Genomic DNA, 22,949 nt, shown 5'->3' with positions numbered 1-22,949 from the left:
ATGAATAAGAGAAAAGTGATTCCGAGTCTGCGTTCGCTCGCAGATCAAGAACGCGCGACGGCGAAGAAGGCCCGCGCTTCGTGGCAGATGTTCACGATTATGGCAGAGTTTATCGAGGCGACCGAGTACCTGTCCGAGATCCGCCCTGCCGTCAGCATCTATGGTTCCGCGCGTCTGAAGCCGGATTCGCCGCACTACAAGCTCGCCGTGCAGATCGCGCGCAAGCTGTCCGACGCGGGCTTCGCCGTGATCTCCGGCGGCGGCCCGGGCATCATGGAAGCGGCGAACAAGGGCGCGCACGCGGGCAAGGCGCCGTCCGTCGGCCTGAACATCGAGCTGCCGCACGAGCAGGCCGGCAACCACTTCCAGGACATCTCGCTGCGCTTCCGCCACTTCTTCACGCGCAAGGTCACGTTCGTGAAGAACTCGGACGCGGTGATCGTGATGCCGGGCGGCTTCGGCACGCTCGATGAGCTGTCCGAAGTGCTCACGCTGATTCAGACGAAGAAATCGCGCCTCGTGCCAATCGTGCTCGTCGGCAGCGAATTCTGGAGCGGCCTGCTGCAATGGTTCCGCGACCAGATGATCCCGATGGGCCTCATCAATCCGGACGACATGAACCTGATGAAGGTGATCGACGATCCGGATCAGGTGCTCGAAGCGGTGCTCGCGTTCTACGAGGATCGCGGCGAGGAGGCCGAGGAGGCGCACCCGCCGCGGCCGGAAGAGGACCGGATGTTCTATCTGTGACGAACGCGCGCGCCGCATGCCGTTGCGGCGCGCGCGGCGCGCATCGCCACACGCGCACGGGCGGGGCCGATCAGGCGCCCGCCCGTTTTTTCTTGTGCGTTGCCGCGATCGAAAACCGGCGAGCGGAACGCGGCACGCCGCGCACTTCGTAACCGCTCATTTCGCGGACCGCAGGGTAAATGTCAAATTCGGCGCGCGACGCGCCGTGGATCGACGCGTGCGTCAATCGAATTGTCAAGCGACGCTCTAGCCGCATCCAGCCACGCGAACCGTGCGCGAACGCACCGTTACAAATCCACACGCCAATTAATCCGCCACGCCGCCACACTTCGTCCTGCAGCGTGTCCGTCGGAACGGACGCGGCGGGTTCGGGGCTCGAAGCCCGCACACGTCGGAACGGACGCTCGTCTCAACTCGTGAGGAAAAAAACATGAAACGCTCGTTGATCGCCTTTGCATTGACCGGTATCGGCATCGCGCTGTCCGGCGCGGCGCACGCCGTAAACGTCGACGTCAACATCGGCACGCCCGCGCCCGTCGTGGTCGCGCCGGCACCCGCGCCCGTCATTGTCGCCCCCGCGCCCGTCGTCGTCGTCGGCTGGCACGGCGACCGCTACTGGGACGGCCACCGCTATTGGGAGCGCCGCGAGTGGGAAGAGCATCACCGTCACCGCGGCTTCTGCCCGCCGGGGCACGCGAAGAAGGGCGAGTGCTGATGCGCCGCGCCTGAATCGCGCCGCGCGGCGCGACGCCGCCGCGCGAAGACCATCGGCGGCCGCCGTCGACGCAGCCCGCCGATGCGAAACGAAACAGCCCGATCGGTGCGAACCGATCGGGCTGTTTCAGTTAGGCTGACTATGTTCCCGACGAGGCCGTCCATGAATCGATCATGGGCGGCCTCGTCGTGTTTCGTGCGATCGCCGCAGCCCCGCGCCGCCGCCGTGGCGCGTTACTGAAACGCCACTTCCGCAAAGCTGCGCAGCTTGCGGCTATGCAACCGGTCGAGCCCGTTCGTGCGAAGAATCTCCATCGCCTTCACGCCGATCTGCAAATGCTGATCGACCTGCGCGCGATAGAACTGATCGGCCATCCCAGGCAGCTTCAGCTCGCCGTGCAGCGGTTTGTCCGACACACACAAGAGCGTCCCGTACGGCACGCGGAAGCGGAAGCCGTTCGCGGCGATCGTCGCGCTTTCCATGTCGAGCGCGATCGCGCGGCTCTGCGACAGCCGCTGCACCGGCTCGCGATGATCGCGCAATTCCCAGTTGCGGTTGTCGACGCTCGCGACGGTGCCCGTGCGCATCACGCGCTTGAGCTCGACGCCTTCGAGCTGCGTGACCTGCGCGACCGCGCGCTCGAGCGCGACCTGCACCTCGGCGAGCGCCGGGATCGGCACCCACAGCGGCAGATCGGCGTCGAGCACGTGATCCTCGCGGACGTAACCGTGCGCGAGCACGTAATCGCCGAGGCGCTGCGTGTTGCGCAGCCCCGCGCAGTGGCCGAGCATCACCCATGCGTGCGGACGCAGCACCGCGATGTGATCGGTGATCGTCTTCGCGTTCGACGGCCCCACGCCGATGTTGATCATCGTGATCCCGCTGCCGTCCGCGCGCTTCAGGTGATATGCGGGCATCTGCGGCCCGCGCGGCGGCGGCGTGCCTTCGGTCGCCTCGTCGCCGAGGTTCGCGTTGTACGTGATCACGTCGCCCGGCTCGACGAACGCCGTGTATTCGCTGCGGTACGCACGCACTTGCGGATCGTCGCTCTCCGACATCATCGCGCGGCCGAGCTTCACGAATTCGTCGATGTAGAACTGGTAGTTCGTGTAGAGCACGTAGTTCTGGAAATGCGTCGGCAGCGTCGCCGTGTAGTGGCGCAGCCGATGCAGCGAGAAATCGACGCGCGCGGCCGTGAAGAGCGCGAGCGGGTGCGGCTCGCCCGGCGCGGGCTCGTACGTGCCGTTGACGATCCGGTCGTCGAGGTAAGTGAGATCCGGCGTATCGAACACGTCGCGCATCGCGACGAGGCGGTCGCGGTCGAGCTCGCCTTCGAGATGGATTCCTTCGGAAAACGCGAAGTGAACCGGAATCGGCTGCGTCGACACGCCCACTTCGATCCGCACATGATGGTTCTTCGCGAGCAGGCGCAGTTGCTCGCGGTAGTAGCTCGCGAACAGATCCGGGCGCGTGACGGTCGTCTCGAACACGCCCGGGCCCGCGACGAAGCCGTACGAGCGGCGCGAATCGACGTGCGTGTTGACGTCGGTGCGGATGCGCACGAACGGATAGCATGCGCGCACGCGCTCGTCGAACGAGTCGTTGCGGCGGTAGCGCGCAAACGCGTCTCGCAGGAACGCGGTGTTCGTCTCGTAGATCTCGGAGAGCCGCGCGACGGCGGCGATCGGGTCATCGAACGCTTCGACGGACGGACTGCCCGGCATGTGCATCCGGGAACGGCGATTGGGATCGTTCTTCATGTAGCAATGCCTCTTCAAGATCGCTTTGACATTACCACGGAACCTGCGCGCGCGGCCGATGCCCTTCGCGGCGGCAAGGCCGGCCGCGCATCGACGAACGGCATCGGCACGACGCCGGTATTTGCTAAAATCCAATGGTTCACTGGGAGAAACACGATGAAGCCGCTCCTTTTCGCCGCCGCCCTGACGGCACTCGCTCTCGGCGGCCCCGCCTACGCCGCCGACGCCGCTCAAGCGGCCGCCGACGCAAAGGCCCAGGCCGCGGCCAACGAGGCGGCCGGGCTGCCCGATCTCGCGCAGATCAACCGCCCGGGCGCCGAAGTGACGTCGAAGGTCGATTTCAACGACGTGCGACGCACGCCGAGCTTTCACGAAAAAAGCAAGAACGGCACCGAAGTCACCGAATACCGCGATCGCGGCAAGCCGGTCGAGATCAACGTGAAATCGAATTTCGGCACCCGATATCAGATGAGCGCGTCGCCCGACACGTCTCCGCGTCCGCACGACGCGGGCGTGCCGATCACGCGCCTGCCGTCGGTCAACTTGCACTACTGACGCCACCGCCGGCGCCCCGCGGCGCCGGCTCCTCTTCCGCCCTTTTTGCGACACCGGCGCGCCGCCGGCACGCCAACCCGATCCGACGTCTCTTGCATGGCCGTTTTCACCGCAGTTTCCGACGCTGACCTCGCACTCTGGATGCGCCACTACGATCTCGGCGACGTTGTCGCGTTCCGCGGCATCCCGTCCGGCATCGAGAACAGCAACTTCTTCCTGACGACGACGCGCGGCGAATACGTGCTCACGATCTTCGAGAATCTGACGGCCGCGCAGTTGCCGTTCTACATCGACTTGATGAGCCATCTCGCGAAGCACGGCGTGCCCGTGCCCGCTCCGGTCGCGCGCGACGACGGCGCGCTGTTCGGCGAGCTGCACGGCAAGCCGGCCGCGATCGTCACCAAGCTCGAGGGCGCGGCGGAGCTCGCGCCGAGCGTCGAGCACTGCGTCGAAGTCGGCCAGATGCTCGCGCGCATGCACCTCGCCGGCCGCGACTATCCGCGGCATCAGCCGAACCTGCGCAGCCTGTCGTGGTGGCGCGAGACGGTGCCCGAGATCGCGCCGCTCATCACCGGCGAGCAGCGCGCGCTGCTGGAAAGCGAGCTCGCGCACCAGGCCGCGTTCTTCGCATCGGACGACTACGCGGCGCTGCCCGAAGGCCCCTGCCATTGCGACCTGTTCCGCGACAACGCGCTCTTCGCGCACGCGGATGCGGACACCGGCCACGCGGTGCGGCTCGGCGGCTTCTTCGATTTCTACTTCGCCGGCTGCGACAAGTGGCTGTTCGACGTCGCCGTGACGGTCAACGACTGGTGCGTCGACCTCTCGAGCGGCGCGCTCGACGCCGCACGCGCCGGCGCGCTGCTGCGCGCATACCAGACGGTGCGTCCGTTCACGGCCAGCGAGCGCCGCCACTGGGGCGACATGCTGCGCGCGGGCGCGTACCGCTTCTGGGTGTCGCGCCTGTATGATTTCCATCTTCCCCGCGCCGCGCAGATGCTCAAGCCGCACGACCCGGGCCATTTCGAACGCATCCTGCGCGAGCGCATCGCGCACGCGGGCACGCTCCCCGAGACCCACGCATGCAACTGATCGAAGTCTCCGCCAAGACCGGCTACGTGTGGTTCCGCCAGGGCATCTGGCTGTTCCGGCGCAATCCGCTCGCGTTCGTCACGCTGTTCTTCACGTACCTGCTCGCGATGATGCTGGTGTCGCTCGTGCCGGTGATCGGCGCGGCGCTGCCGCTCCTGTTCATTCCCGGCATCGCGGTCGGCTTCATGGCGGCGTGCCGCGATACGATCGCCGGCAAGCAGGTGCTGCCGACGATCCTGATCGACGGCTTCCGCTCATACGGCCCCGTCGTCACGCAGCGGCTCCTCGCGCTCGGCGGAATCTATATCGTGTCGATGGCGCTCGTGTTCGCTTGCTCGTCGCTCGGCGACGGCGGCACGCTGCTGAAGATCATGTTCGGCCTAGGCGCCGAGAACCTCGAATCGGAAGCGCTCGCGTCGCCGGGCGTCGCCGTCGCGGTACTGATCGCGGCCACGCTGTACGTGCCGGTCGCGATGATGTTCTGGTTCGCCCCGGTGCTGACCGCATGGCACGACGTTCCGCCGATGAAGGCGCTGTTTTTCAGCATCGTGAGCTGCTGGCGCAACAAGGGGGCGTTCACCGTCTACGGGCTGCTGTGGTTCGCGGTCGCGCTCGGCGTGTCGTTCGGGCTCGCCGCGCTGATGCAGGCGCTCGGCGCCAGCGCGTATGCGCTCACGGTAATGATGCCGGCATCGATCGTCATCACGGCGATGCTCTACTGCTCGTTCTACGCAACCTATCGCGGCTGCTACGGCGTGCAGGAGCCGGGCGCGCCGACACTGCCGGATTCTTCCCGGTAATCGCCGCAAGCGGCATCGGCGCGGCCGCGCCGATGCACGCGCGTTTCGCGTGTCGTCGCGCGGTTCGGAATCGCCGGCGCACACGCGGCGGATGCTTCGACGGAGAAAGCGGCGTTCACGCAGCGCACGAGTGAAGATCGCCGCCTGCCTGGCGTCGGGCATCCGGTGCCGCTTCGCCGCCGAAGCGAGACACATAGGCGCCGCTAGCCATAGAGCACGCTCTCCGATTCTTCTTTCGACCTTTCGCCGCTACCTGGCACCCCTCGCGCGCCCCGCCGATTCGGCCTCCGGCGCCGGTGTCGCCGCGGCGCCTTGCCGGGCCGGCCTTATGCCAACGAAGTCGCGGCCAAGTTCGCCGCCCTCTTCGTCGTCGACCATCGATTCATCCCCTTTTCGATTCATCCCCTTCTTGAGCGCTCGGCGCCTCTCGCCAATCGTCGCAGTTAGGCGCAAAATCATTTGCATACAAATCTTTTGCGCTTTACCAAAACTCCATCATGAACGATTCGCCAACCTTCCCGCTCACGCTCGACGACCAGCTCTGCTTCGCGCTCTATTCGACGTCGCTCGCGATGACGAAGGCTTACAAACCGCTTCTCGACAAGCTCGCGCTCACGTATCCGCAGTACCTCGCGATGCTCGTGCTGTGGGAATCCGACGACATGGCCGTCAAGGACATCGCCGCCCGGCTCAGCCTCGATCCCGCGACGGTCACGCCCCTCCTCAAGCGCCTGGAGGCGCTCGGCTACATCGAGCGGGTGCGCGACACGAACGATGAGCGGATCGTCCACGCGCGGCTCACCGCAGAAGGCGCCGCGCTGAAGCAAAAGGCCCGATCCGTGCCCGCCGAGCTGTTTTGCGCGATGCGCCAGACGCCCGATTTCCTGATCCGGCTGCGCGAAGATCTGACGCGGCTGCGGCAAGCGCTGACGGACGCCAGCGACGCCTGATCGACTGTCGCTCTGCCCGCGCTCTGCCCGGTAAGTCACGCCCTAAAAAAATAATTTGCACACTAATGATTAGTGAACTATATTTGTGCCGTGGCCCGCGCGTCCCGATTCGCCGAGGCCCTTTCTCTCACGACACAGGAGTCCAGCATGAACATTCTGTACAAGACGGCAGCAACCAGCACCGGCGGCCGTGACGGCCGCGCGACGTCCCAAGACCAGAAGCTCGACGTGAAGCTTGCCGCGCCGCGAGAACTCGGCGGTACGGGCGCGGACGGCACGAATCCCGAGCAGCTGTTCGCCGCAGGCTATTCCGCATGCTTCCTGAGCGCAATGAAGTATGTGGCGGGCCAAAGCAAGCAGACGTTGCCCGCGGATACGACCGTCACCGCGGAAGTGGGCATCGGCCCGAACGAGGAAGGCGGATTTGCGCTGGACGTCGAGCTGCGCGTCGCGCTGCCCGGCCTTGATGTGGCGACCGCGAAGGCAATCGTCGATCGCGCGCACCAGGTGTGCCCGTATTCGAACGCGACGCGCAACAACGTCGCGGTACGCCTCGTCGTCGCTTGACGCCGCGGTGCGCACGCGCCGAAATGACAAAGAGGGCGCGCCGGCCATCAAGCCGGCGCGCCCTCTTCGACTTTACAACTTTATGCGTATAAATTTAGTACGCGCTTAACGCGAAATCACGAGCGTTCGAGTGCGGCTTCGCGATCAAGCTTGCGCATACGGAATTCGAGGTCATACAGATCGGATGCGCCGGCGAGATACGCATCGGCGCGCTCCTTCGCGCGTTGTTCGGGCGACTTCGTCAGAAACAGGAACAGGCGGCTCAACAGGTACATGATCGGTCACTCCAATCCAAGGGCTTTCACTTAGGTATTTACCCGCATTATAGGGAAAACCCCGAGCCGACTCCAGCCGTTCTCGAATCGTGCGTCGTTACGACGCGACAACCGCCCGCGTGCGCGACGCAAAAAAGGACCAAATCAACTCGCTCGCGTCCGGGCCGGCCGCCGAGTGAAACGGCACGCTGTCGTCGCCGCCCGCCCACGCGTGCGCAAGGCCGTGGACCCGGCAGAGGCGCACGACGGACTCGCCGTCGCGACGATAATCGATCGTGCGGGCGTCCGCCGCGCTCGTCTCGACGCGCTCGACGGCGGCCGGTTCGCCTTCGGCGTTCGCGAGGCCATTCAGCCGCAGGAACTGGACCGCGAGTTCGTCTGCATTCTTCGGCGCGACGACGCGATCGTCGTCGCCGTGCACGATGAGGGCCGGCATCCCCGGATGCGAGCCCGGCGCGACGAGCGCGTCAGTGACGACGGCGGGATGGCGATGCAGGCCGCGGCGCATCACGTCCATCGCGGTGATCCCGGAATGCGCGTCGCCGAACGCGGGCCCCGAATGGAGCGCCACGGCGGCAAAACGCTGCGGAAAGTGCAGCGAGAGCAGCGACACGAGTCCAGCCCCCGCCGACAGGCCGGCCGCGTACACGCGCGACGCGTCGAAGCCCCGCTCGGTAACGAGCGTGTCGACGAGCGCGACGACCGCTTGCGCCTCGCCGCGCCCGCCGCGCGCGGTGTCGTCGTACCAGTGCCAGCAGCCGTGCGCGTGCGCGTTGAGCGACTGCTCCGGATAGATCACGGCGAAGCCGTGCCGATCCGCGAGCAGGTTCATCCGCGTGCCTTGCGCGAACTGATCCATGTCCTGCTTGCAGCCGTGCAGCATCACGACGAGCGGCAGGCCGTCCGTATCCGCGCCGGGCGGCACGTACAGCCCATATTCGAGATGCTTGACGAAGCGCCCGAACGCGGGCGGCAGCGGGTGGTCGGCACGGGTCCATTCACCGGCCGCCCATGCGGCGGCGCGCGGCCGAACGCGCGATTCGCGCGCGACGGGCGGGGCCGGCTCGACGGGCATCGCGACGGCAGCCGCAGTGGAAATCGAATCGGCGAACGGCCAGTCGGCCGCCATCTTTTGGGCCGCCATCAATACGGACTCGGGCGCGGCGGACTTCGGCGTGCGCGCGTTCGGCAAGTGCAGCATGCGTTTCACACCGCCCAGCCAGAATTTCGTCAGACTTTTGGTCATCGGTCGGGGCTCGCAGTCAGAAATTAGGGACGCCGCAGTGGGCGCGACCATTCAGGATTGTGCAATGCACAATAGCACTATTTCTGGGATTTATCCTGACACCCGATAGTTCCCTGCCGGCGTCCGAACGGAGCGCGGCCCGCGACGACCGGTATACTGGGCGCTCGCGCTTGTCTTCGTTGTAGTCGCTATTCACGGCTCATGCGTTAAGCAAGTATCCCGCATTCCCCGTATCCGCCCGCAGCTTCCGATGTTCGATTTGCCGCCCCGTCTGTGGATCTCGATCACCGCCCTAGGCGGTGCCGGCCTGACACTGCCCCTCGCCGTCACGATCGCCGTCTGGCTCGCGCTCGGCTATTCGCTTCGTCGCGCCGCCGCATGGCTCGCCGTGCTCGGCGTCGCGATCGGCGTCGTCGCGCTCACGAAGATCGCGTTCCTCGGCTGGGGCATCGGCGTGCGCGCGTGGGATTTCACGGGCTTTAGCGGCCACGCGATGCTGTCGACGTCAGTCTATCCGGTCGCGATGTTCCTCGCGCTCGCCCGCGCGAAACCCGTCGTGCGCATCGGCGGGATCATCGTCGGGCTCGCGGCGGGCGTCGCCGTCGGACTGTCGCGCGTCGCGCTCGATGCGCATTCGCCGTCCGAGGCGGTGACGGGCTGCGTCATCGGCGCGGTCGCCGCGATGTCGTTCATCGCCGGCTCATGGCGCGCGATGCCGCACCGCTGGTCCGCGCCCGCCGTCGCGACGAGCCTCGTGGCCGTCACGATCGCGCTGCACGGCGTTACCGTGCCGTCGCATCGGTGGGTGACCGCGGTCGCGCTGCATCTTTCCGGCCATGAACGCCCGTACGTGCGGGCGCGCTGGAAGGCGAATCCGAACTACCGGCCCGCGTCGCGGCCGGCCCAGCAGCAGACGCTCGGCTTGCCCGCGATCGTCGAGCACGTGTAACGCGAGCGCGGGTTGCGCCGTGCGGGGCTGTCGGGCTGCCGGCTCGGTTCTTCGGTTCTTCGGTTCTTCGGTTCTTCGGTTCTTCGGTTCTTCGGTTCTTCGGTTCTTCTCCTCGGTTCTTCGGTTCGCGGGTTCGTCGATCTATTGATCTGGCGATGGTCAATCGGTTTATCAGTCAACTGATCTACCACTCAACAGCCGACCACTTCTCAGCTTCTCAGCTTTTCCGCATCTGCGCTGCACCACCGTTCCACCGCGGATCGCACCATCCCCGCCTTTTCCCGCCCCAGCCGCGCCGCCCGCCGCACTGCGGCGTCATGCAGCACCGGCACAGTTCGGAAATCCAATCCGTTATAACCTCGCGTATATTACGATTACGGTTTCCGCCCACGTCAGTGTTTCCCGCCATGTCCGCTCCCGCCCGCTCCGCCCGCCGTCTGTTCCTGCGTCTCGTCACGCTGTCCGCGCTCGCCGCCGGTTTCGCCGCGCCGGCCGCGCATGCCGCCGACGAACTCGTCGTGTCGGCCGCGGCAAGCCTCACCAACGCATTCAAGGCGGTCGGCGACGCATACGAAAAGCAGCATCCGGATACGAAGATCCTGTTCAACTTCGGCGCGTCCGACGTGCTGATGCAGCAGATCGCGAAGGGCGCGCCGGCCGACGTGTTCGCATCGGCCGACCAGAAAGCGATGGATCGCGCGATCGCCGAACACGTGATCGCCGACGGCACGCGCCGCGATTTCGCCGCGAACTCGCTCGTGCTGATCGTGCCCGCCGACAGCCGCGCGACGTTCGGCTCGCTGCGCGACCTGACGTCGCCCGCCGTGAAGCGCGTCGCGTTCGGCGATCCGGCGTCGGTGCCCGTCGGCCGCTACACCGAGGGCGCGCTGAAGGCGGCCGGCGTCTGGAGCGACGTCAGCGCGAAGGGCGTGCTCGCCGCGAACGTGCGCCAAAGCCTCGACTACGTCGCGCGCGGCGAAGTCGACGCGGGCTTCGTGTTCGGCACCGATGCGGCCGTGATGCCCGAGCGCGTGAAAGTCGCGTTGACCGTCCCGACGCAAACGCCGATCACCTATCCGATCGCCGTCGTCAAGGACAGCCGGCACGCGGGCGCCGCGCAGGGCTTCGTCGCGTTCGTGCTGTCGCCTGCGGGCCAGGCCGTGCTCGCGAAATACGGCTTCAAGCCGGCCGCGAACGCGACGAGCGCCGCGAACTGATCGGGACGCGCGATGCACGACGCCTGGGTTCCGCTGCTGTTGTCGCTGAAGGTGGCCGGCTGGGCGACGGCGCTCGATCTCGTGCTCGGCGTCGCGACCGGCTACGCGCTCGCGCGCTGGCGCTCGGGCGCGCGCGACGTGATCGATTCGCTGCTGACGCTGCCGCTCGTGCTCCCGCCGACGGTGCTCGGCTATTACCTGCTCGTGCTGCTCGGCCGGCGCGGCATGTTCGGCGCGTGGCTCGACGAGCTCGGCATCCAGCTCGTGTTCACGTGGCAAGGCGCGGTAATCGCGTCGATGGTGGTCGCGTTTCCGTTGATCCTGAAGTCCGCGCGCGCCGCTTTCGAAGCGGTCGATCCGCAGCTCGAACGTGCGGCGCGCACGCTCGGCATCAGCGAAGCCGGGATTTTCTTTCGCGTGACGCTGCCGCTCGCCGCGCGCGGCATTCTCGCGGGTGCGCTGCTCGCGTTCGCGCGCGCGCTCGGCGAATTCGGCGCGACGCTGATGATCGCGGGCAACCTGCCCGGACGCACGCAGACGCTGTCGGTCGCCGTCTACGCGGCCGTGCAGGCGGGCGACGACGCCACCGCGAACTTCCTTGTGCTCGTCACGTCGGCGACCTGCGTGCTGATCCTTCTCGTCGCGGGGCGGCTCGTGCCGCAGCGCGCGCTCGTCGGAGCACGGTGAGATGAGCCTCGTCGTCGACATCCGCAAGACGCTCGTCACGCCGGAGCGGCGTTTCACGCTCGATGTGTCGTTCGCGTCGACCGCGCAGCGCATCGTGCTGTTCGGGCCGTCCGGCGCAGGCAAGAGCCTCACGCTGCAAGCGATCGCCGGTCTGCTCGCGCCCGACCAAGGCACGATCTCGATCGGCGGCGACACCTTGTTCGACGATGCGCGCGGCATCGACGTGCCGACGCAGGCGCGCCGCGTGGCGTACCTGTTCCAGGACTACGCGCTCTTCCCGCATCTGAACGTCCGGCAGAATCTCGCGTTCGGCCTGAAACGCGGCTGGCGCAATCCGCGCGCGAAGGAGCTGCCCGACGACGCCGCGTACTGGCTGCGCGCGTTCGAGCTCGAAGCGCTCGCCGGGCACTATCCGGCGCAGTTGTCGGGCGGGCAGAAGCAGCGCGTCGCGCTCGCGCGCGCGCTGATCGCGCAGCCGCGGATACTGTTGCTCGACGAGCCGTTCTCGGCGCTCGACGTCGCGATGCGCCAGCGGATGCGCCGCGAACTGACCGACTTGCAGATGAGGCTCGACATTCCGATGGTGCTGATCACGCACGATCCCGACGACGTCGCCGCGTTCGGCGATCAGGTCGTGCGGCTTCAGGAGGGCCGCGCGCTGCCCGACACGCCGATCGCCGAATGGGTGACGAGCGTCCGGTGACGGGATCGGCTCGCACCTTCCGCGCGAGCGCCGTTCACCGTTCACCGCTCCCCACTTGCCGCTCGCCGAGCCCGGACGCGATTGCTCATCACGCGGTCCGACAACCCGGCTCACGCCTATCGTCAGCCGCCGCGATCTTTCAGCAACGCCAGCCATCCAACAGAATTTAGCGACGTTCTTGACGCCTTCTCTCACGAAAACTCAGGATCGCGCATTCGCTCGCCGATCGAACCGGCGGGCGGACGGACGCAAAAAAAGCCGGCACCACGCCGGCTTCGTACCACCGCCGCCCGCGCCGCCGAGTCCCGCTCGGCAGGCGCGGCCGCGACATCATCCGTTGACCGCCAGAATCACGCTCGACGCCTTGAACGCCGCCACCGCGTTCACGCCCTTCGCGAGCCCGAGCGCATCGACGCTGTCGTTCGTGACGATCGCGGCGAGCGTCATGCCGCCGTCGAGCGCAAGCGCCACTTCGCTATTGACAGCGCCGCGCGTGACCGCCTCGACGACGCCGCGCAACTGGTTGCGCGCCGACAACTTGAGCGGCGCACCGTCTTCGACCGCGAGCACGATCCACGACGCCTTCACGAGCGCGCACGCGTCGACGCCCGGCTCGAGCCCCAGTTCCTGCGTGCTCTCGTGCGTCACCACCGCCGCGATCGTGTGCTCGCCCGGCAGCGCGAGCACCACTTCGTCGTTCACCGCGCCATGCTTGACCGCCAGCACCTTGCCGAACAGTTGGTTGCGTGCGCTCGTCTTCATGCCGATTCTCCCGATAAGTTCCCAATTGACCTCGAAGCCTTCGACCGCCGCGCTCGCCGCGTCGATGAAGCGTCGATGCTCGCGCTCGATCGCGCGAAACGCCGCGATCAGCGCCGTTGCGCGCGGCGTGAGCGTCGTGCCGCCGCCGCCCTTGCCGCCTGTCGAGCGCAGCACGAGCGGCTCGCCCGCAAGGTTGTTCATCGTGTCGATCGCGTCCCACGCGCCCTTGTAGCTCAGGCCAACCGCCTTCGCCGCGCGCGTGATCGAGCCGGTTTCGCCGATCGCGGCGAGCAGCGCGATGCGCGCCGCGCCGCCGAGCGTCTCGGCGCCCGCACGCAGCCACAGCTCGCCGCGCAGCGCGAGCGGCTCGCGCGCGGCGCGCGCATCGAAACGGGAAGAGGACGAATCGGCGGTCATCGACGCAGCCAAACAGGACGAACGGCCATTATAGTCACGCCTTTCTGCCGCCGATCCTCGGCGGCCGCAATCCGCGCAGCATCTGCTCGGCCGCCTCCGCCGTGTAGCGCTGCGCCGCCGCGCCGTAGCCGCGCGCGAAACCGAGCTGATACGGCGGCGCGGACAGTTGCTCGAGACAGCGCAGCGCGACGGCCGCGTCGTTCGCGTCGCCGAGCGCGTTCTGCACGCGCGCGAGCAGCCGCACCGTGTCCACGCGCGTGCGGCGCGACGCGAGCGACGAAAAGAATTCCAATGCGTAGCGCAGCCGCTTCGCGTCGATCCGCACGCGGTGGCGCGCGGCGGCGTCGAGCGTCGTCAGCCGCCCCGAGCCGTAAAGATGGCCGAACAGCCGGCTCACGCGCTTCGCCGCGTGCCGCTTGAGCGACGGGGCCTTGCCGTGCGCCGGATCGTCCCGCGTGAGCGGCAGCAGGCTCAGCCATTCGAGCCACGCGAACACGAGCCGCGCATAGCGCGCGGTGCCGAGCGCCTGCCGCAGCTCGACGTGCGCCGCGTCGCGCTGCGCGCGGGCCGCATCGAGCGTGCCCGCCCACGTCGCGTCCTCGCCGTGCGCTGCGGCGAGCGCGGGCAGCGTCGACGTCATGCAGACGTCCCAGTCGCGCACCGCGCCGAGCATCGCGGCGATCCAGCGAAGGTCGCCCGAGAACGCGTCCTTCCAGGCGGTGTCCGCGTAGCGCGGGAAGAGTCGCGCGAGCGTGCGCAGCCGGCGCAGCGCGACGCGCATCTGATGTACGTATTCCGGATCGGCTCCGCCGCGCACGCCGGCCTCGTTGCCGAGCCACTGCCCGGTCACGCTGCAGCCGAGCGTGAAAAACGCCGCGCGCTGCGTGCGCGTGTTCGACAAATCGGCCGATTGCGCCTTCATCGGCGCCCCGATTGCGTCCGGCGCCTCGCCCGCGCACGCGCGATCGAGGACGCTCGTCAGCGACAGCGACGCCGGCCACGCGCCGCTCAGCTCGCGGGCCGCGCGAAAGAGCGCGCGCAGCGCGGCGGCGCGCGCGTCGGGTTCGTCCGCATCGGCGGCGGCGAGACGCAATTCGCACACGCGCAGCGGCGCGGCGCGGGTGGCGGCGGACGACGCGGCAGCCGACGAAGCGGCGGCGGCCGGCGCGAACGTGACGTCGTCGAGCGTCAGTTCGACTTCGATGCCGTCGGTGTCGAGCCATCGTCCGCGCCGGCGTTCGGCGACGAAACCATAGGCCGGCTGGCCGGCAGCCTGCGATTCGGGACCCGCCGCGCCGGCGGCGGCAGGAGCGGCAGGCGAGGCGGAATCGGCCGACGGAAGCGCGGAGCCGGTCGGCGCGGAGGCGGCGGATAGAACGCGTGCGCTCGCATCGGTTGCGACTGAGGAATCGGAAGAAGCGCGCGTGCTTGTCAAAGCTTGCGCCGCCGCCCGCGCGACAGCCGTCTTCGACGTCCGGCCGTGCGAACGCCGTGCGTCGCTCGCCGCGGCCATCGAATCGGGCAAATCGGGTAAATGGGGTGAATCGGATGCGGACGCAGCCGCCGTCGCCGGGCGCTCCGCCACGATCGCCATCGCGACGCGCACGCCGCCGCGATCGCCGTCGAAGCGCTCGCGCACCATCACGCCGGGCACGAACGGGTGACTGCGCGACGCGAGCGCGCGCCGCGCCTGCGCGGTCGTCTCGATCCAGGCCTGCCAGCGGCCGCCGTCGTCGGGCTCCGCTTCGGCGAATCGGCACGGCTCGATCGTCACGCGCTCGTGCCCGCGACGCATCTTCACCGGCGGACAGATCCGCCATGCCCGCGCGAGTTCCGCGCCGAGGTCGCGCGACGCGCGCGCCCGCGATCCGCGCCCGGCCTGCCAGCCCTGCAACGGAAAGTCCAACACGATTTCCAGAACGCGCGCCATGGAAGCTCCGGCGTAGGTCGGGCCGCCCGCTGCCGCCGCGCACGCGTCGACGGACCCGACGTTCTCCATAGTACACGGCCCTTTTTACGGCCAGTGAGGCGGAACGCCGCGCGCAAGCTCCGCGCATCGTGCGCGCCCCCGCGCACCGCGCCTCGGCTTGCGATGCCGGCCGCTCGGCCTTCAGCCGTCCGACCGGCGCGGCTGCGCCGAGTTTCAGCTCACGTACTGCGCAATGCCGTTGCCGAACGACCAATCCTCCTTCAGCACCTCGACGAGACTAATGAACACGTCTTCGCGGCGCAAGCCCGGACGTTCGGCGAGATGCTCGGCGATCAACCGGTACAGTTCGCGCTTCTGCTCGAGCGTGCGCGTGTTGTTCGCGGTGATCTGGATCATCACCAGATCGTCGCTGCGCGCGATCCCGAGATAGTCGCGGCCATAAAAGAAATTATCGGCGCTGTATTCGGTCACGGTCATGAAAATATCGTCGGCGGGCACGTCGAACGCGCGCTGCAACGCACGGTGAATGCCCTCCGACAGCGCCCGTCGGTATTCGGCGGGCTTGCCTTCGCGCAATGCGATACGGGTGAACGGCATCGTGTTTCTCCTCACGGGTTGGGACACGCATGCAGCTTAGGGCCCGCCATCTATAATGAACAGATATCGATGAATATTTTATCTATTTTCATTTGAAATGAAACCGCTCGATCTGGACGCCGTTCGCGCATTCGTCCTCGTCGCCGACTTGGCGAGCTTCACGCGCGCCGCCGACGCGCTCGGCACCACGCAATCGGCCGTCAGCCTGAAGCTCAAGCGGCTCGAGGCGCAGCTCGGCACGCCGCTTCTCGAACGCACGCCGCGGCGCGTGACGCTCGCCGCCGTCGGCGCCGCGTTCCTGCCCGCCGCGCGCGAGCTGCTCGACGCGCACGAGCGCGCGCTCGCATCGCTTGCGCCCGAGCGACGCAGGCTCTCGATCGGCGTCAGCGAGCACGTCGCGGTGCCGGATCTGCCGGCCGTCCTCACGGGCCTGAGCCGGCACGACCCCGGCCTCGTGCTCGAAATGCACGTCGGGATGTCGACCGGGCTGCTCGCGCAGTACGACGAGCGGCGTCTCGACGCGGCGTTCGTGCGCCACGAGCCGGGCGAAGATCCGCCGCGCGACGACGCGACGCCGCTCTTCACCGAGCCGCTCGCATGGCTCGCCGCGCCGGGCTGGACGCCGCGCGCGGGCGAGCCGCTGCCGCTCGCGGTGCTGGCGGGCCCGTGCGGCGTGCGCGCGGCCGCGCTGCGCGCGCTCGACCGTGCCGGCGTGCCGTGGCGCGAGCGCTTCACGGGCGGCGGCGTGGCGGCCGTGGCGGCGGCCGCCGCCGCGGGTCTCGCGGTATGTCCGCTTGCGCGCCGCGTCGCGCCGCACGCGCTCGTCGACGTCGGCGCGCGCTTCGGCCTGCCCGCGCTGCCCGACTCGCAAGTCGCGCTGTATTCGCGGGTGCGCGACGCCCGCTCGAAGGACACGCTGCGGCGCTTCGCCGACAGCCTGGCGGGGCCGACGCAATCGGCCGGACGCGAGTAGACTGTCGGATTTCGTCTGTCGATTTCTCGCCTTTCGCGCGACTTTCGCCCGCCCTTCCGCCGCCGCATGACCCACGACGCCCGCAAACACCTCCGCGCCAACCTGCTGATGCTCGCCGCCGCCGCGATCTGGGGATCGGCGTTCGTCGCGCAGCGGCTGAGCCTCGCCGTGATCGGCCCGTTCCTGTTCACCGGGCTGCGCTTCCTGCTCGGCGCGGCGGTGCTCGTGCCGCTGTTGCGCATCAACGGCGCGGCGCGCGCGCACTGCGCGGCGCTCACGCGCGATCGGACGCTATTGCTGCCGGGGCTCGTGCTGGGCGTGCTGCTCGCGGTGTCGATCTCGCTGCAGCAGATCGGGCTGCAATACACGAAGATCGCGAACGCGGGCTTCATCAGCTCGCTCTACGTCGTGCTCGTGCCGATCATCGGCGTGTTCTTTCGGCATCGCACCGGCATGGGCACTTGGCTCGGCGCGCTGCTCGCGGCGATCGGCCTGTACTTCCTGAGCGTCGACGAGCATTTCTCGATGCTGTACGGCGACTGGTTCCAGCTCGCGGGCGCGATCGTGATCGCGTTCCACGTGATCGCGGTCGGACACCTCGCGCGCCGGCACGATCCGCTCGTGCTGTCGTTCATGCAGTTCGCCGTCTGCGGCGCGCTGTGCGTCACCATCGGGCTCGCGATCGAGCCCGTCGACCGCGCGACGCTCGTGCGCGCGCTGCCGACGCTGCTGTACGGCGGGCTGCTGTCGGTCGGCGTCGGCTACACGCTGCAGGTCGTCGCGCAACGCGACGCCGCGCCCGCGCACGCGGCCGTGATCTTCAGCATGGAAGGCGTGTTCGCCGCGATCGCCGGCTGGGCCGCGCTCGGCGAGACGCTGTCGCTGCGCGCGCTGATGGGCTGCGCGCTGATGCTCGCCGGGCTCCTCGTCTGCCAGTTGCTGCCGGGCCACGCGCGGCGCGCCGACGACAACGACGCGCTCCCCGCGTGACGACGCGCGCCGGCCGCCGCGCGCGTGTCCGGTCCCTATAATGTCGATTCGCCCTTCATCACGATTTCACACAAGGGAAACACTGTGATTCCGTCCGCCGCCGATCCGGCCGTCGCGCTGCTGCGCGAACGCGCCGCACGCTACGCCGCCGAGGTGGCGCTGTTCGTCCGCGACCACGCGCTGTCGATCGCGTCGCACGATCTGCGCGGCCCGCTCAACGCGATGCACAGCTGGGCGTACGTGCTCGAGCGCCGGCTCGCGCCGAGCGACGACAGCGTGCGGCGCGCGCTCGACGGCATCCGGACCGGAATCGAACAGCAGACGAAATTGCTGGAAACGATCGTCGACGCGCCGCGCGCCGAGACGCGCGCGCTCTCGATCACACGCGCCGACGTCTCGCTCGACGCGCTCGTCGGCGAATGCGCGGCGCTCGCGCGCGCCGCGCTCGGCGATGCGCGCGGCGCGGCCGTGACGGTCGCGCCTCCCGCGCTGCCCGGCGGCTCGCTCGATTGCGATCGCGAGCGCGTCGCGCAGGCGTTGTGGTCGATGCTCACGTTCGCGATCGAAGCGAGCGCGCCGGGTGGCGAAATCGCGCTCGGCTGCGACGTCGCGGCCGACGCGACGCGTTTCGGCGTGACGTTCCGCGCGCAGCCGTCGGCGCTGACCGACGCCGCGCTGCCGCACGTGTTCGAGACGTTCGCGCGGCGCGACGCGCTGGCCGAGCGCCACGGCGAGCGTCCGGTGGCGGTGTTCGCGCTCGCGCAGCGCGTCGCGCGCGCGCACGGCGGCACGTTCGCGCAGACGCCGCTCGAGGCCGGCGCGCCGGCCACGCTCGCGCTGACGATCGCCGCCGCCCGCGCGTAATGGGCGGCCGCGCATGTCGCACTGCGCGACAATAAATTACGTTTTCCTTTCCAACCTTATACTGTCGCTTCGTTCATTTCCGGAGTCCCTTCGTTGATACAGATCTTCGCGCTCGTCGGCGCGTTGTTCCTCGTGGCCCTCAACGGCTTCTTCGTCGCCGCCGAATTCGGTCTCGTCAAGCTGCGCGCGACGCGCGTCAAAACCCTCGCCCGCCAGCACGGTTTGCGCGGGCGCATCCTGCGCGTCGTCCATGCGCGGCTCGACGCGTATCTGTCCGCATGCCAGCTCGGCATCACGCTCGCGTCGCTCGGCCTCGGCTGGATCGGCGAGCCGGCGTTCGCCGCGCTGCTGTCGCCCGTTCTCGCGCTCGTCGGCGTCGAGTCCGAGAAGCTCGTGCACCTGATCTCGCTCGTGTTCGCGTTCTCGGTGATCTCGTTCCTGCACATCGTCGTCGGCGAGCTCGCGCCGAAATCGATGGCGATCCGGCAAGCCGAGAAGACGGGCCTGTGGGTCGCGATCCCGCTCTACGCGTTCTACTGGGCGATGTATCCGGCGATCTGGGTGCTCAACACGAGCGCGAACGCCGTGCTGCGGCTCGCTGGGCTGTCCGCCGAGCACGGCGGCGACGCGCACTACTCGACCGACGAGCTGAAGCTGATCCTGCGCAGCCGGCGCAACACGGCCAGCTCCGCGAAGACGTCGAAGGACGCGTACAGCACCGACGAATGGAACACGCTCGCGCATTCGCTCGATTTTTCGTCGATGACCGTATCCGACCTGATGCGGCCCGCGCACGAGATGGTCGGCCTGCGCCGCGACGTGCCGCTCGCGGACAACATGGAAGTCGTCGCGCGCCACCGCTTCAGCCGCTACCCGCTCTTCGACGACCACTCGCGCGAGCGCGTGAACGGCCTCATCCACCTGAAGGATCTGCTGCTCGCGCGGCACGCGGGCGCGGCGCTCGCCGATCTTTCCGACTACGTACGCCCGGTGCAGTACGTGAAGCCCGACACGCCCGCTCTCGACCTGTTCCGCCGTTTCCGCAAGGGCGCGCCGCACTTCGCGCTCGTCGGCAAGAAGGGCGAGAAGCCGATCGGCTTCCTCACGCTCGACAACCTGCTCGGCGCGCTCGTCGGCCAGATCCACGACGAATTCCGGCAGGGCGATTCCGATTGGAACCGCCTCGACGACGGCACGCTGATCGGCAAGGGCAGCCTGCCCGTCGTGTCGCTCGAGCAGGCGCTCGGGATCGACATCGACGAAGGCCGCGCGGAATCGGTCGGCGGCCTCGTGATCCAGGCGCTCAACGATCTGCCGACCGAAGGCCAGCGCGTGTCGTTCGAGCGCTTCGACGTCGTCGTGAAAAAGATGATCGGCCCGCGGATCGTGCTCGTGCGCGTGTATCCGAAGGCGTTCAAGGAGGCGGACGAATGAGCGGGAATACGGCGCTCGACGCGGCAAACGCGGCCGCGCGCGCAAGTGCGTAGGATGACGAAATGCCCGAAGATCTCGCGCTGCCGCCGTACTACCTGATCACGCCGGAACCGGACTCGGATTCCGACGCGGATCTCGCGGCGTTTCTCGATCGGCTGTCGGCCGCGCTCTCGACCGGGCTCGCGCTCGTTCAATTGCGCGTGAAGACGCTCGATGCCGCCGCGTATGCGGCGCTCGCCGCCGACGCGATCGCGCGCTGCCGCGCGCAACGCGCGAGCCTGATCGTCAACGGGCCGATCGATGCCGGAACCGCGCTCGCGCTCGGCGCGAGCGGCGTGCACCTCGGCAGCGCGGCGCTGCGCGTCGCGACCGCCCGCCCGCTCACTTCGGACTGCCTGCTGTCGGCCGCGTGCCACTCGCTCGACGAGCTGCTGCACGCGGAGCGCATCGGCGCGGATTTCGCGACGCTGTCGCCGGTCCTGCCGACTCTCACGCATCCCGGCGCGCCGACGCTCGGCTGGACCCGCTTCGCCGACTACGCGGCGCAAGCGCGCATGCCCGTCTACGCGCTCGGCGGGATGACGCGCGAGCATCTGGCGACGGCGCGCGAGCATCGCGCGCACGGCATCGCCAGCATTCGGGGGCTCTGGTAGGAAGCGATCCGGCAACGGACGCCACGCGCCTGTCGCCTCGTCACGCGCACGCCGCCTTCGGCCCGCGTTCGTTCAGGCATCCTGATCGGAAGAAACGCCGCAGGCGCCGCCGGCTCGGCCGGCGCGACGCCACGCCGGGCGCTTTCACTCGTTCAAACACCGCCCAACGGGCGCGGCGCGACATCCGCGTAGCGACGCGCATCGTGCGTCAGCGCGTACTGATTGACGTCGCCCGTCAGCCACGCGACGAGCGCGTAAGGCGGCAGCTCGCCTTCGTCGACGCGATCCCGCGCGCGCGCCGGCGTCTCGAACACGATCATTCCGTCCGGCGCGCCATAGAACGGCAACGGCTGCGGCGACAGGTTCAGCGCGATGCTGAGCGTCTCGCCGTCGCCAAGCCGCCATGCGGCAACGAGCGCATCGGCTTCGACGCCGTCGTTGGTCCTCAGCATGTCGGCACTGCGCGGGCGCACGTCGAGCAGGCGCGGCGCGATCAGCTTCGCGCGCACCGCGAGCGCCGACTGCAGAAAATGCCGACGCGACGGATCGCCCGCGGCTTCGTCGAAGATCAGCGGAATCTGCGGCGTCAGCAACGACAGCGCGAGCGCCGCGAGATCCGCCTCGCGCGCATCGCGCACCACGCCGTCGGACAGGACGAGCGACGTCAGCGACAGCCCGACGTCGGCCATCCCGCCGTCGCCGATCGGTTGCGCGCGCTGGAACACCGCGCCGTCCGCGGTCAATGCGCGCGCGAGCGCGTGAATCGACTGATGGGTCGACACGCCGTCGCCGCGCGCGCGGTCGCGGCGGCCCGTGAGCCGGTACAGCGCGCGTTCGCCGCAGCCGTTCCATTGCGCGTCGAAATGCGTGTCGGCGAGATGCGACGGATGCCGCTCGCTGCCGAGCACGAGATGCACGATCCGATCGGTCGGCATCGCCGCGTGCACGCGATCCGCGATCTCGCGCAACCACGTGCTGTCGATGCGGTCCGCCTCGCGAATCCGCAACCCGTCGCATCGGTACTCTTCGAGCCAGTACAGCGCGTTGTCGCAGAAGAACTCGCAGACCTGCGGATGATCGAGCGCGAGCGGCGGCGCTTGCAGCGGATCGTCGCGCGTGTGGAAGAACGGTTGCGCGTAGCGCCGCATCTCGTCCGTGCCGCAGCCGAAGCGCGCGTAGTCGAGATCGAGCAGCACCGCGAGGCCGAAGCCGTGCGCTTCGTCGATCAGTTGCTTCAGCGCGTCGGGGCCGCCGTAGTCGGCGAGCGGCACAAACGGCAGGCTGTCGTCGCGCGCATGCGGCGCCGCGAGTAATTCGAGCGCCGTGATGCCGAGCTGCGCAAGTTGCGGCAAGCGCCGGCGAATGCCGTCGTAGCCGCCCGCCGCGCCGGGCTGGATCGCGTAAAGCGCGATCTCCTCCCACGGCCGGCCGCGCCAGAACGTATGGCGCCAGGTGAACGCACGCGGGTCGACCACTTCGCTCGGCCCTTCGATGCCTTCCGGCTGCGAGCGCGATGCGGGATCGGGAATCGTCAGCGCATCGTCGAGCCGGTAGCGATAGCGTGTGTGCGCGCCGCAATCGGCGAAAGCCTCGAACCAGCCGTCGCCCGCGGGCGCCATCTGAAGTTCATGCGGGCCGCCCGCGGTTTCGAGCGCGAGCGTCGCGTTCGCATGCGCGGGCGCCCAGACGCGGAAGTGCGTGCGCGTGGTCGCGCCCGCGGCGCCGCACGGCTGTGCGCCGAAAGGCAGGCAGTGCGAATAGTGCCGCGCATACGGATCGTGAGGACATTCGGACATGATGCGATCCTCCTGCGTTCAGAGGCATGACGATGCGCCGCTTGCGGCGTGCATGCATGACACGCGTGGCCCGACGAAGAGGGGCAATCAGTATGCGCCGATTCGCGTTGCGATGCGAGCGTCGACGCGGTGTTTTAAACGTGAAGCGACCCCGAAAATGGCCGGTAGCCGCGATACCATGATCGCCGCTTGTCTTGTTGCGCACAGCGTCGGCGCCTACGCTGCGGTTTCGCGCACGGTCCCGCGCGCGCGATTCTTCAGGAGTCC

General features: G+C 68.5%; 23 protein-coding genes. 16 read left to right on the top strand and 7 right to left on the bottom strand.

Annotation, left to right across the window (positions count from 1 at the left end):
* The gene (locus WT60_RS23105) at positions 1 to 750 is read left to right on the top strand and encodes a TIGR00730 family Rossman fold protein (protein WP_038755390.1); all 750 of its coding nucleotides are present in this window, start codon (positions 1 to 3) and stop codon (positions 748 to 750) included.
* A 430-nt stretch (positions 751 to 1,180) separates the two neighbouring features.
* Positions 1,181 to 1,465 carry a hypothetical protein gene (locus WT60_RS23095; protein ID WP_059581275.1) on the top strand — a complete coding sequence of 95 codons (285 nt, stop codon included), beginning with the start codon at positions 1,181 to 1,183 and terminating at the stop codon, positions 1,463 to 1,465.
* 233 nt (positions 1,466 to 1,698) lie between these two features.
* Here WT60_RS23095 and WT60_RS23090 read toward each other — a convergent pair whose 3' ends face one another.
* A complete protein-coding gene (locus tag WT60_RS23090) occupies positions 1,699 to 3,225 on the bottom strand; it encodes an AMP nucleosidase (protein WP_038755393.1) in 1,527 nt (508 codons plus the stop codon).
* 156 nt (positions 3,226 to 3,381) lie between these two features.
* Here WT60_RS23090 and WT60_RS23085 point away from each other — a divergent pair, with 156 nt between their 5' ends.
* The 5 genes from WT60_RS23085 (at position 3,382) to WT60_RS23060 (ending at position 7,189) form a co-directional block, all read left to right on the top strand.
* A complete protein-coding gene (locus WT60_RS23085; RefSeq protein WP_038755411.1) occupies positions 3,382 to 3,780 on the top strand; it encodes a hypothetical protein in 399 nt (132 codons plus the stop codon).
* Between the two features lie 96 nt (positions 3,781 to 3,876).
* Positions 3,877 to 4,872: a homoserine kinase gene (locus WT60_RS23080; protein ID WP_060355642.1), complete on the top strand. Its 996-nt coding sequence runs from the start codon at positions 3,877 to 3,879 to the stop codon at positions 4,870 to 4,872.
* Positions 4,863 to 5,672: a BPSS1780 family membrane protein gene (locus tag WT60_RS23075; protein ID WP_038755397.1), complete on the top strand. Its 810-nt coding sequence runs from the start codon at positions 4,863 to 4,865 to the stop codon at positions 5,670 to 5,672. The genes WT60_RS23080 and WT60_RS23075 overlap by 10 nt, the downstream gene beginning before the upstream one ends.
* 497 nt (positions 5,673 to 6,169) lie before the next feature.
* Positions 6,170 to 6,622 carry a MarR family transcriptional regulator gene (locus WT60_RS23065; RefSeq protein WP_038755401.1) on the top strand — a complete coding sequence of 151 codons (453 nt, stop codon included), beginning with the start codon at positions 6,170 to 6,172 and terminating at the stop codon, positions 6,620 to 6,622.
* Positions 6,623 to 6,769: 147 nt separating this feature from the next.
* Positions 6,770 to 7,189: an organic hydroperoxide resistance protein gene (locus WT60_RS23060; protein ID WP_038755403.1), complete on the top strand. Its 420-nt coding sequence runs from the start codon at positions 6,770 to 6,772 to the stop codon at positions 7,187 to 7,189.
* A 116-nt stretch (positions 7,190 to 7,305) separates the two neighbouring features.
* Here the strand turns inward: WT60_RS23060 and WT60_RS23055 are convergent, their stop codons facing one another.
* Positions 7,306 to 7,464 carry a DUF3563 family protein gene (locus WT60_RS23055; RefSeq protein ID WP_038755405.1) on the bottom strand — a complete coding sequence of 53 codons (159 nt, stop codon included), beginning with the start codon at positions 7,462 to 7,464 and terminating at the stop codon, positions 7,306 to 7,308.
* A 97-nt stretch (positions 7,465 to 7,561) separates the two neighbouring features.
* Complete coding sequence (locus WT60_RS23050; RefSeq protein ID WP_038755407.1) at positions 7,562 to 8,710, bottom strand: PHB depolymerase family esterase; 1,149 nt, start codon at positions 8,708 to 8,710, stop codon at positions 7,562 to 7,564.
* A 250-nt stretch (positions 8,711 to 8,960) separates the two neighbouring features.
* On the opposite strand from WT60_RS23050, the gene WT60_RS23045 reads away from it, so the two are divergent.
* The 4 genes from WT60_RS23045 (at position 8,961) to WT60_RS23025 (ending at position 12,266) form a co-directional block, all read left to right on the top strand.
* Positions 8,961 to 9,659, top strand: coding sequence for a phosphatase PAP2 family protein (locus tag WT60_RS23045; RefSeq protein ID WP_059581261.1), 699 nt, complete (start codon positions 8,961 to 8,963; stop codon positions 9,657 to 9,659).
* A 407-nt stretch (positions 9,660 to 10,066) separates the two neighbouring features.
* Complete coding sequence (modA, locus tag WT60_RS23035; protein ID WP_060355641.1) at positions 10,067 to 10,876, top strand: molybdate ABC transporter substrate-binding protein; 810 nt, start codon at positions 10,067 to 10,069, stop codon at positions 10,874 to 10,876.
* 12 nt (positions 10,877 to 10,888) lie between these two features.
* Complete coding sequence (gene modB, locus WT60_RS23030; protein WP_038748128.1) at positions 10,889 to 11,563, top strand: molybdate ABC transporter permease subunit; 675 nt, start codon at positions 10,889 to 10,891, stop codon at positions 11,561 to 11,563.
* A gap of 1 nt (position 11,564) precedes the next feature.
* Positions 11,565 to 12,266, top strand: a complete 702-nt coding sequence (locus tag WT60_RS23025; protein ID WP_060355640.1) for an ATP-binding cassette domain-containing protein — start codon at positions 11,565 to 11,567, stop codon at positions 12,264 to 12,266.
* A gap of 330 nt (positions 12,267 to 12,596) precedes the next feature.
* On the opposite strand, the gene WT60_RS23020 is transcribed toward WT60_RS23025, so the two are convergent.
* The 3 genes from WT60_RS23020 to WT60_RS23010 form a co-directional block, all read right to left on the bottom strand.
* Positions 12,597 to 13,445, bottom strand: coding sequence for a TOBE domain-containing protein (locus WT60_RS23020; RefSeq protein ID WP_038748124.1), 849 nt, complete (start codon positions 13,443 to 13,445; stop codon positions 12,597 to 12,599).
* Between the two features lie 34 nt (positions 13,446 to 13,479).
* On the bottom strand, positions 13,480 to 15,375 hold the full coding sequence (locus WT60_RS23015) for a CHAD domain-containing protein (RefSeq protein ID WP_059671602.1): 1,896 nt from the start codon (positions 15,373 to 15,375) through the stop codon (positions 13,480 to 13,482).
* 213 nt (positions 15,376 to 15,588) lie between these two features.
* Positions 15,589 to 15,972, bottom strand: a complete 384-nt coding sequence (locus WT60_RS23010) for a tautomerase family protein (protein ID WP_038748120.1) — start codon at positions 15,970 to 15,972, stop codon at positions 15,589 to 15,591.
* A 97-nt stretch (positions 15,973 to 16,069) separates the two neighbouring features.
* Between WT60_RS23010 and WT60_RS23005 the strand changes: the two genes are divergently transcribed.
* The 5 genes from WT60_RS23005 (at position 16,070) to WT60_RS22985 (ending at position 20,886) form a co-directional block, all read left to right on the top strand.
* Positions 16,070 to 16,945, top strand: a complete 876-nt coding sequence (locus WT60_RS23005; RefSeq protein WP_038748118.1) for a LysR family transcriptional regulator — start codon at positions 16,070 to 16,072, stop codon at positions 16,943 to 16,945.
* Between the two features lie 66 nt (positions 16,946 to 17,011).
* Positions 17,012 to 17,935 (top strand): DMT family transporter, encoded by a 924-nt coding sequence (locus WT60_RS23000; protein ID WP_038748116.1) that lies wholly within the window; start codon positions 17,012 to 17,014, stop codon positions 17,933 to 17,935.
* 84 nt (positions 17,936 to 18,019) lie between these two features.
* A complete protein-coding gene (locus WT60_RS22995; RefSeq protein WP_059581244.1) occupies positions 18,020 to 18,799 on the top strand; it encodes a HAMP domain-containing sensor histidine kinase in 780 nt (259 codons plus the stop codon).
* 93 nt (positions 18,800 to 18,892) lie between these two features.
* Positions 18,893 to 20,233: a hemolysin family protein gene (locus WT60_RS22990; RefSeq protein ID WP_038748112.1), complete on the top strand. Its 1,341-nt coding sequence runs from the start codon at positions 18,893 to 18,895 to the stop codon at positions 20,231 to 20,233.
* 62 nt (positions 20,234 to 20,295) lie between these two features.
* A complete protein-coding gene (locus WT60_RS22985; RefSeq protein ID WP_038748110.1) occupies positions 20,296 to 20,886 on the top strand; it encodes a thiamine phosphate synthase in 591 nt (196 codons plus the stop codon).
* A 152-nt stretch (positions 20,887 to 21,038) separates the two neighbouring features.
* Here the strand turns inward: WT60_RS22985 and WT60_RS22980 are convergent, their stop codons facing one another.
* Entirely contained in the window at positions 21,039 to 22,682 is a 1,644-nt protein-coding gene (locus WT60_RS22980; protein ID WP_038748108.1) for a DUF3459 domain-containing protein, read from the bottom strand.
* Between the last annotated feature and the right edge of the window lie 267 nt (positions 22,683 to 22,949).

Origin of the sequence: Burkholderia sp. MSMB617WGS, from assembly GCF_001532025.2 — a bacterium.
GTDB lineage: Bacteria > Pseudomonadota > Gammaproteobacteria > Burkholderiales > Burkholderiaceae > Burkholderia > Burkholderia savannae.
This window is presented reverse-complemented; position numbering and strand designations above follow the sequence as displayed.

Bases quoted from the DNA above. Each gene is read 5' to 3' on its own strand.
- WT60_RS23055 (WP_038755405.1), bottom strand. From the start codon at position 7,464: ATGTACCTGTTGAGCCGCCTGTTCCTGTTTCTGACGAAGTCGCCCGAA.
- WT60_RS23105 (WP_038755390.1), top strand. From the start codon at position 1: ATGAATAAGAGAAAAGTGATTCCGAGTCTGCGTTCGCTCGCAGATCAA.
- WT60_RS23020 (WP_038748124.1), bottom strand. From the start codon at position 13,445: ATGACCGCCGATTCGTCCTCTTCCCGTTTCGATGCGCGCGCCGCGCGC.
- WT60_RS23050 (WP_038755407.1), bottom strand. From the start codon at position 8,710: ATGACCAAAAGTCTGACGAAATTCTGGCTGGGCGGTGTGAAACGCATG.
- WT60_RS23010 (WP_038748120.1), bottom strand. From the start codon at position 15,972: ATGCCGTTCACCCGTATCGCATTGCGCGAAGGCAAGCCCGCCGAATAC.
- WT60_RS23060 (WP_038755403.1), top strand. From the start codon at position 6,770: ATGAACATTCTGTACAAGACGGCAGCAACCAGCACCGGCGGCCGTGAC.
- WT60_RS23015 (WP_059671602.1), bottom strand. From the start codon at position 15,375: ATGGCGCGCGTTCTGGAAATCGTGTTGGACTTTCCGTTGCAGGGCTGG.
- WT60_RS23095 (WP_059581275.1), top strand. From the start codon at position 1,181: ATGAAACGCTCGTTGATCGCCTTTGCATTGACCGGTATCGGCATCGCG.
- WT60_RS23065 (WP_038755401.1), top strand. From the start codon at position 6,170: ATGAACGATTCGCCAACCTTCCCGCTCACGCTCGACGACCAGCTCTGC.
- WT60_RS23005 (WP_038748118.1), top strand. From the start codon at position 16,070: ATGAAACCGCTCGATCTGGACGCCGTTCGCGCATTCGTCCTCGTCGCC.
- WT60_RS23080 (WP_060355642.1), top strand. From the start codon at position 3,877: ATGGCCGTTTTCACCGCAGTTTCCGACGCTGACCTCGCACTCTGGATG.
- modB (WP_038748128.1), top strand. From the start codon at position 10,889: ATGCACGACGCCTGGGTTCCGCTGCTGTTGTCGCTGAAGGTGGCCGGC.
- modA (WP_060355641.1), top strand. From the start codon at position 10,067: ATGTCCGCTCCCGCCCGCTCCGCCCGCCGTCTGTTCCTGCGTCTCGTC.
- WT60_RS23025 (WP_060355640.1), top strand. From the start codon at position 11,565: ATGAGCCTCGTCGTCGACATCCGCAAGACGCTCGTCACGCCGGAGCGG.
- WT60_RS22980 (WP_038748108.1), bottom strand. From the start codon at position 22,682: ATGTCCGAATGTCCTCACGATCCGTATGCGCGGCACTATTCGCACTGC.
- WT60_RS23000 (WP_038748116.1), top strand. From the start codon at position 17,012: ATGACCCACGACGCCCGCAAACACCTCCGCGCCAACCTGCTGATGCTC.
- WT60_RS23090 (WP_038755393.1), bottom strand. From the start codon at position 3,225: ATGAAGAACGATCCCAATCGCCGTTCCCGGATGCACATGCCGGGCAGT.
- WT60_RS23085 (WP_038755411.1), top strand. From the start codon at position 3,382: ATGAAGCCGCTCCTTTTCGCCGCCGCCCTGACGGCACTCGCTCTCGGC.
- WT60_RS23045 (WP_059581261.1), top strand. From the start codon at position 8,961: ATGTTCGATTTGCCGCCCCGTCTGTGGATCTCGATCACCGCCCTAGGC.
- WT60_RS22985 (WP_038748110.1), top strand. From the start codon at position 20,296: ATGCCCGAAGATCTCGCGCTGCCGCCGTACTACCTGATCACGCCGGAA.
- WT60_RS23075 (WP_038755397.1), top strand. From the start codon at position 4,863: ATGCAACTGATCGAAGTCTCCGCCAAGACCGGCTACGTGTGGTTCCGC.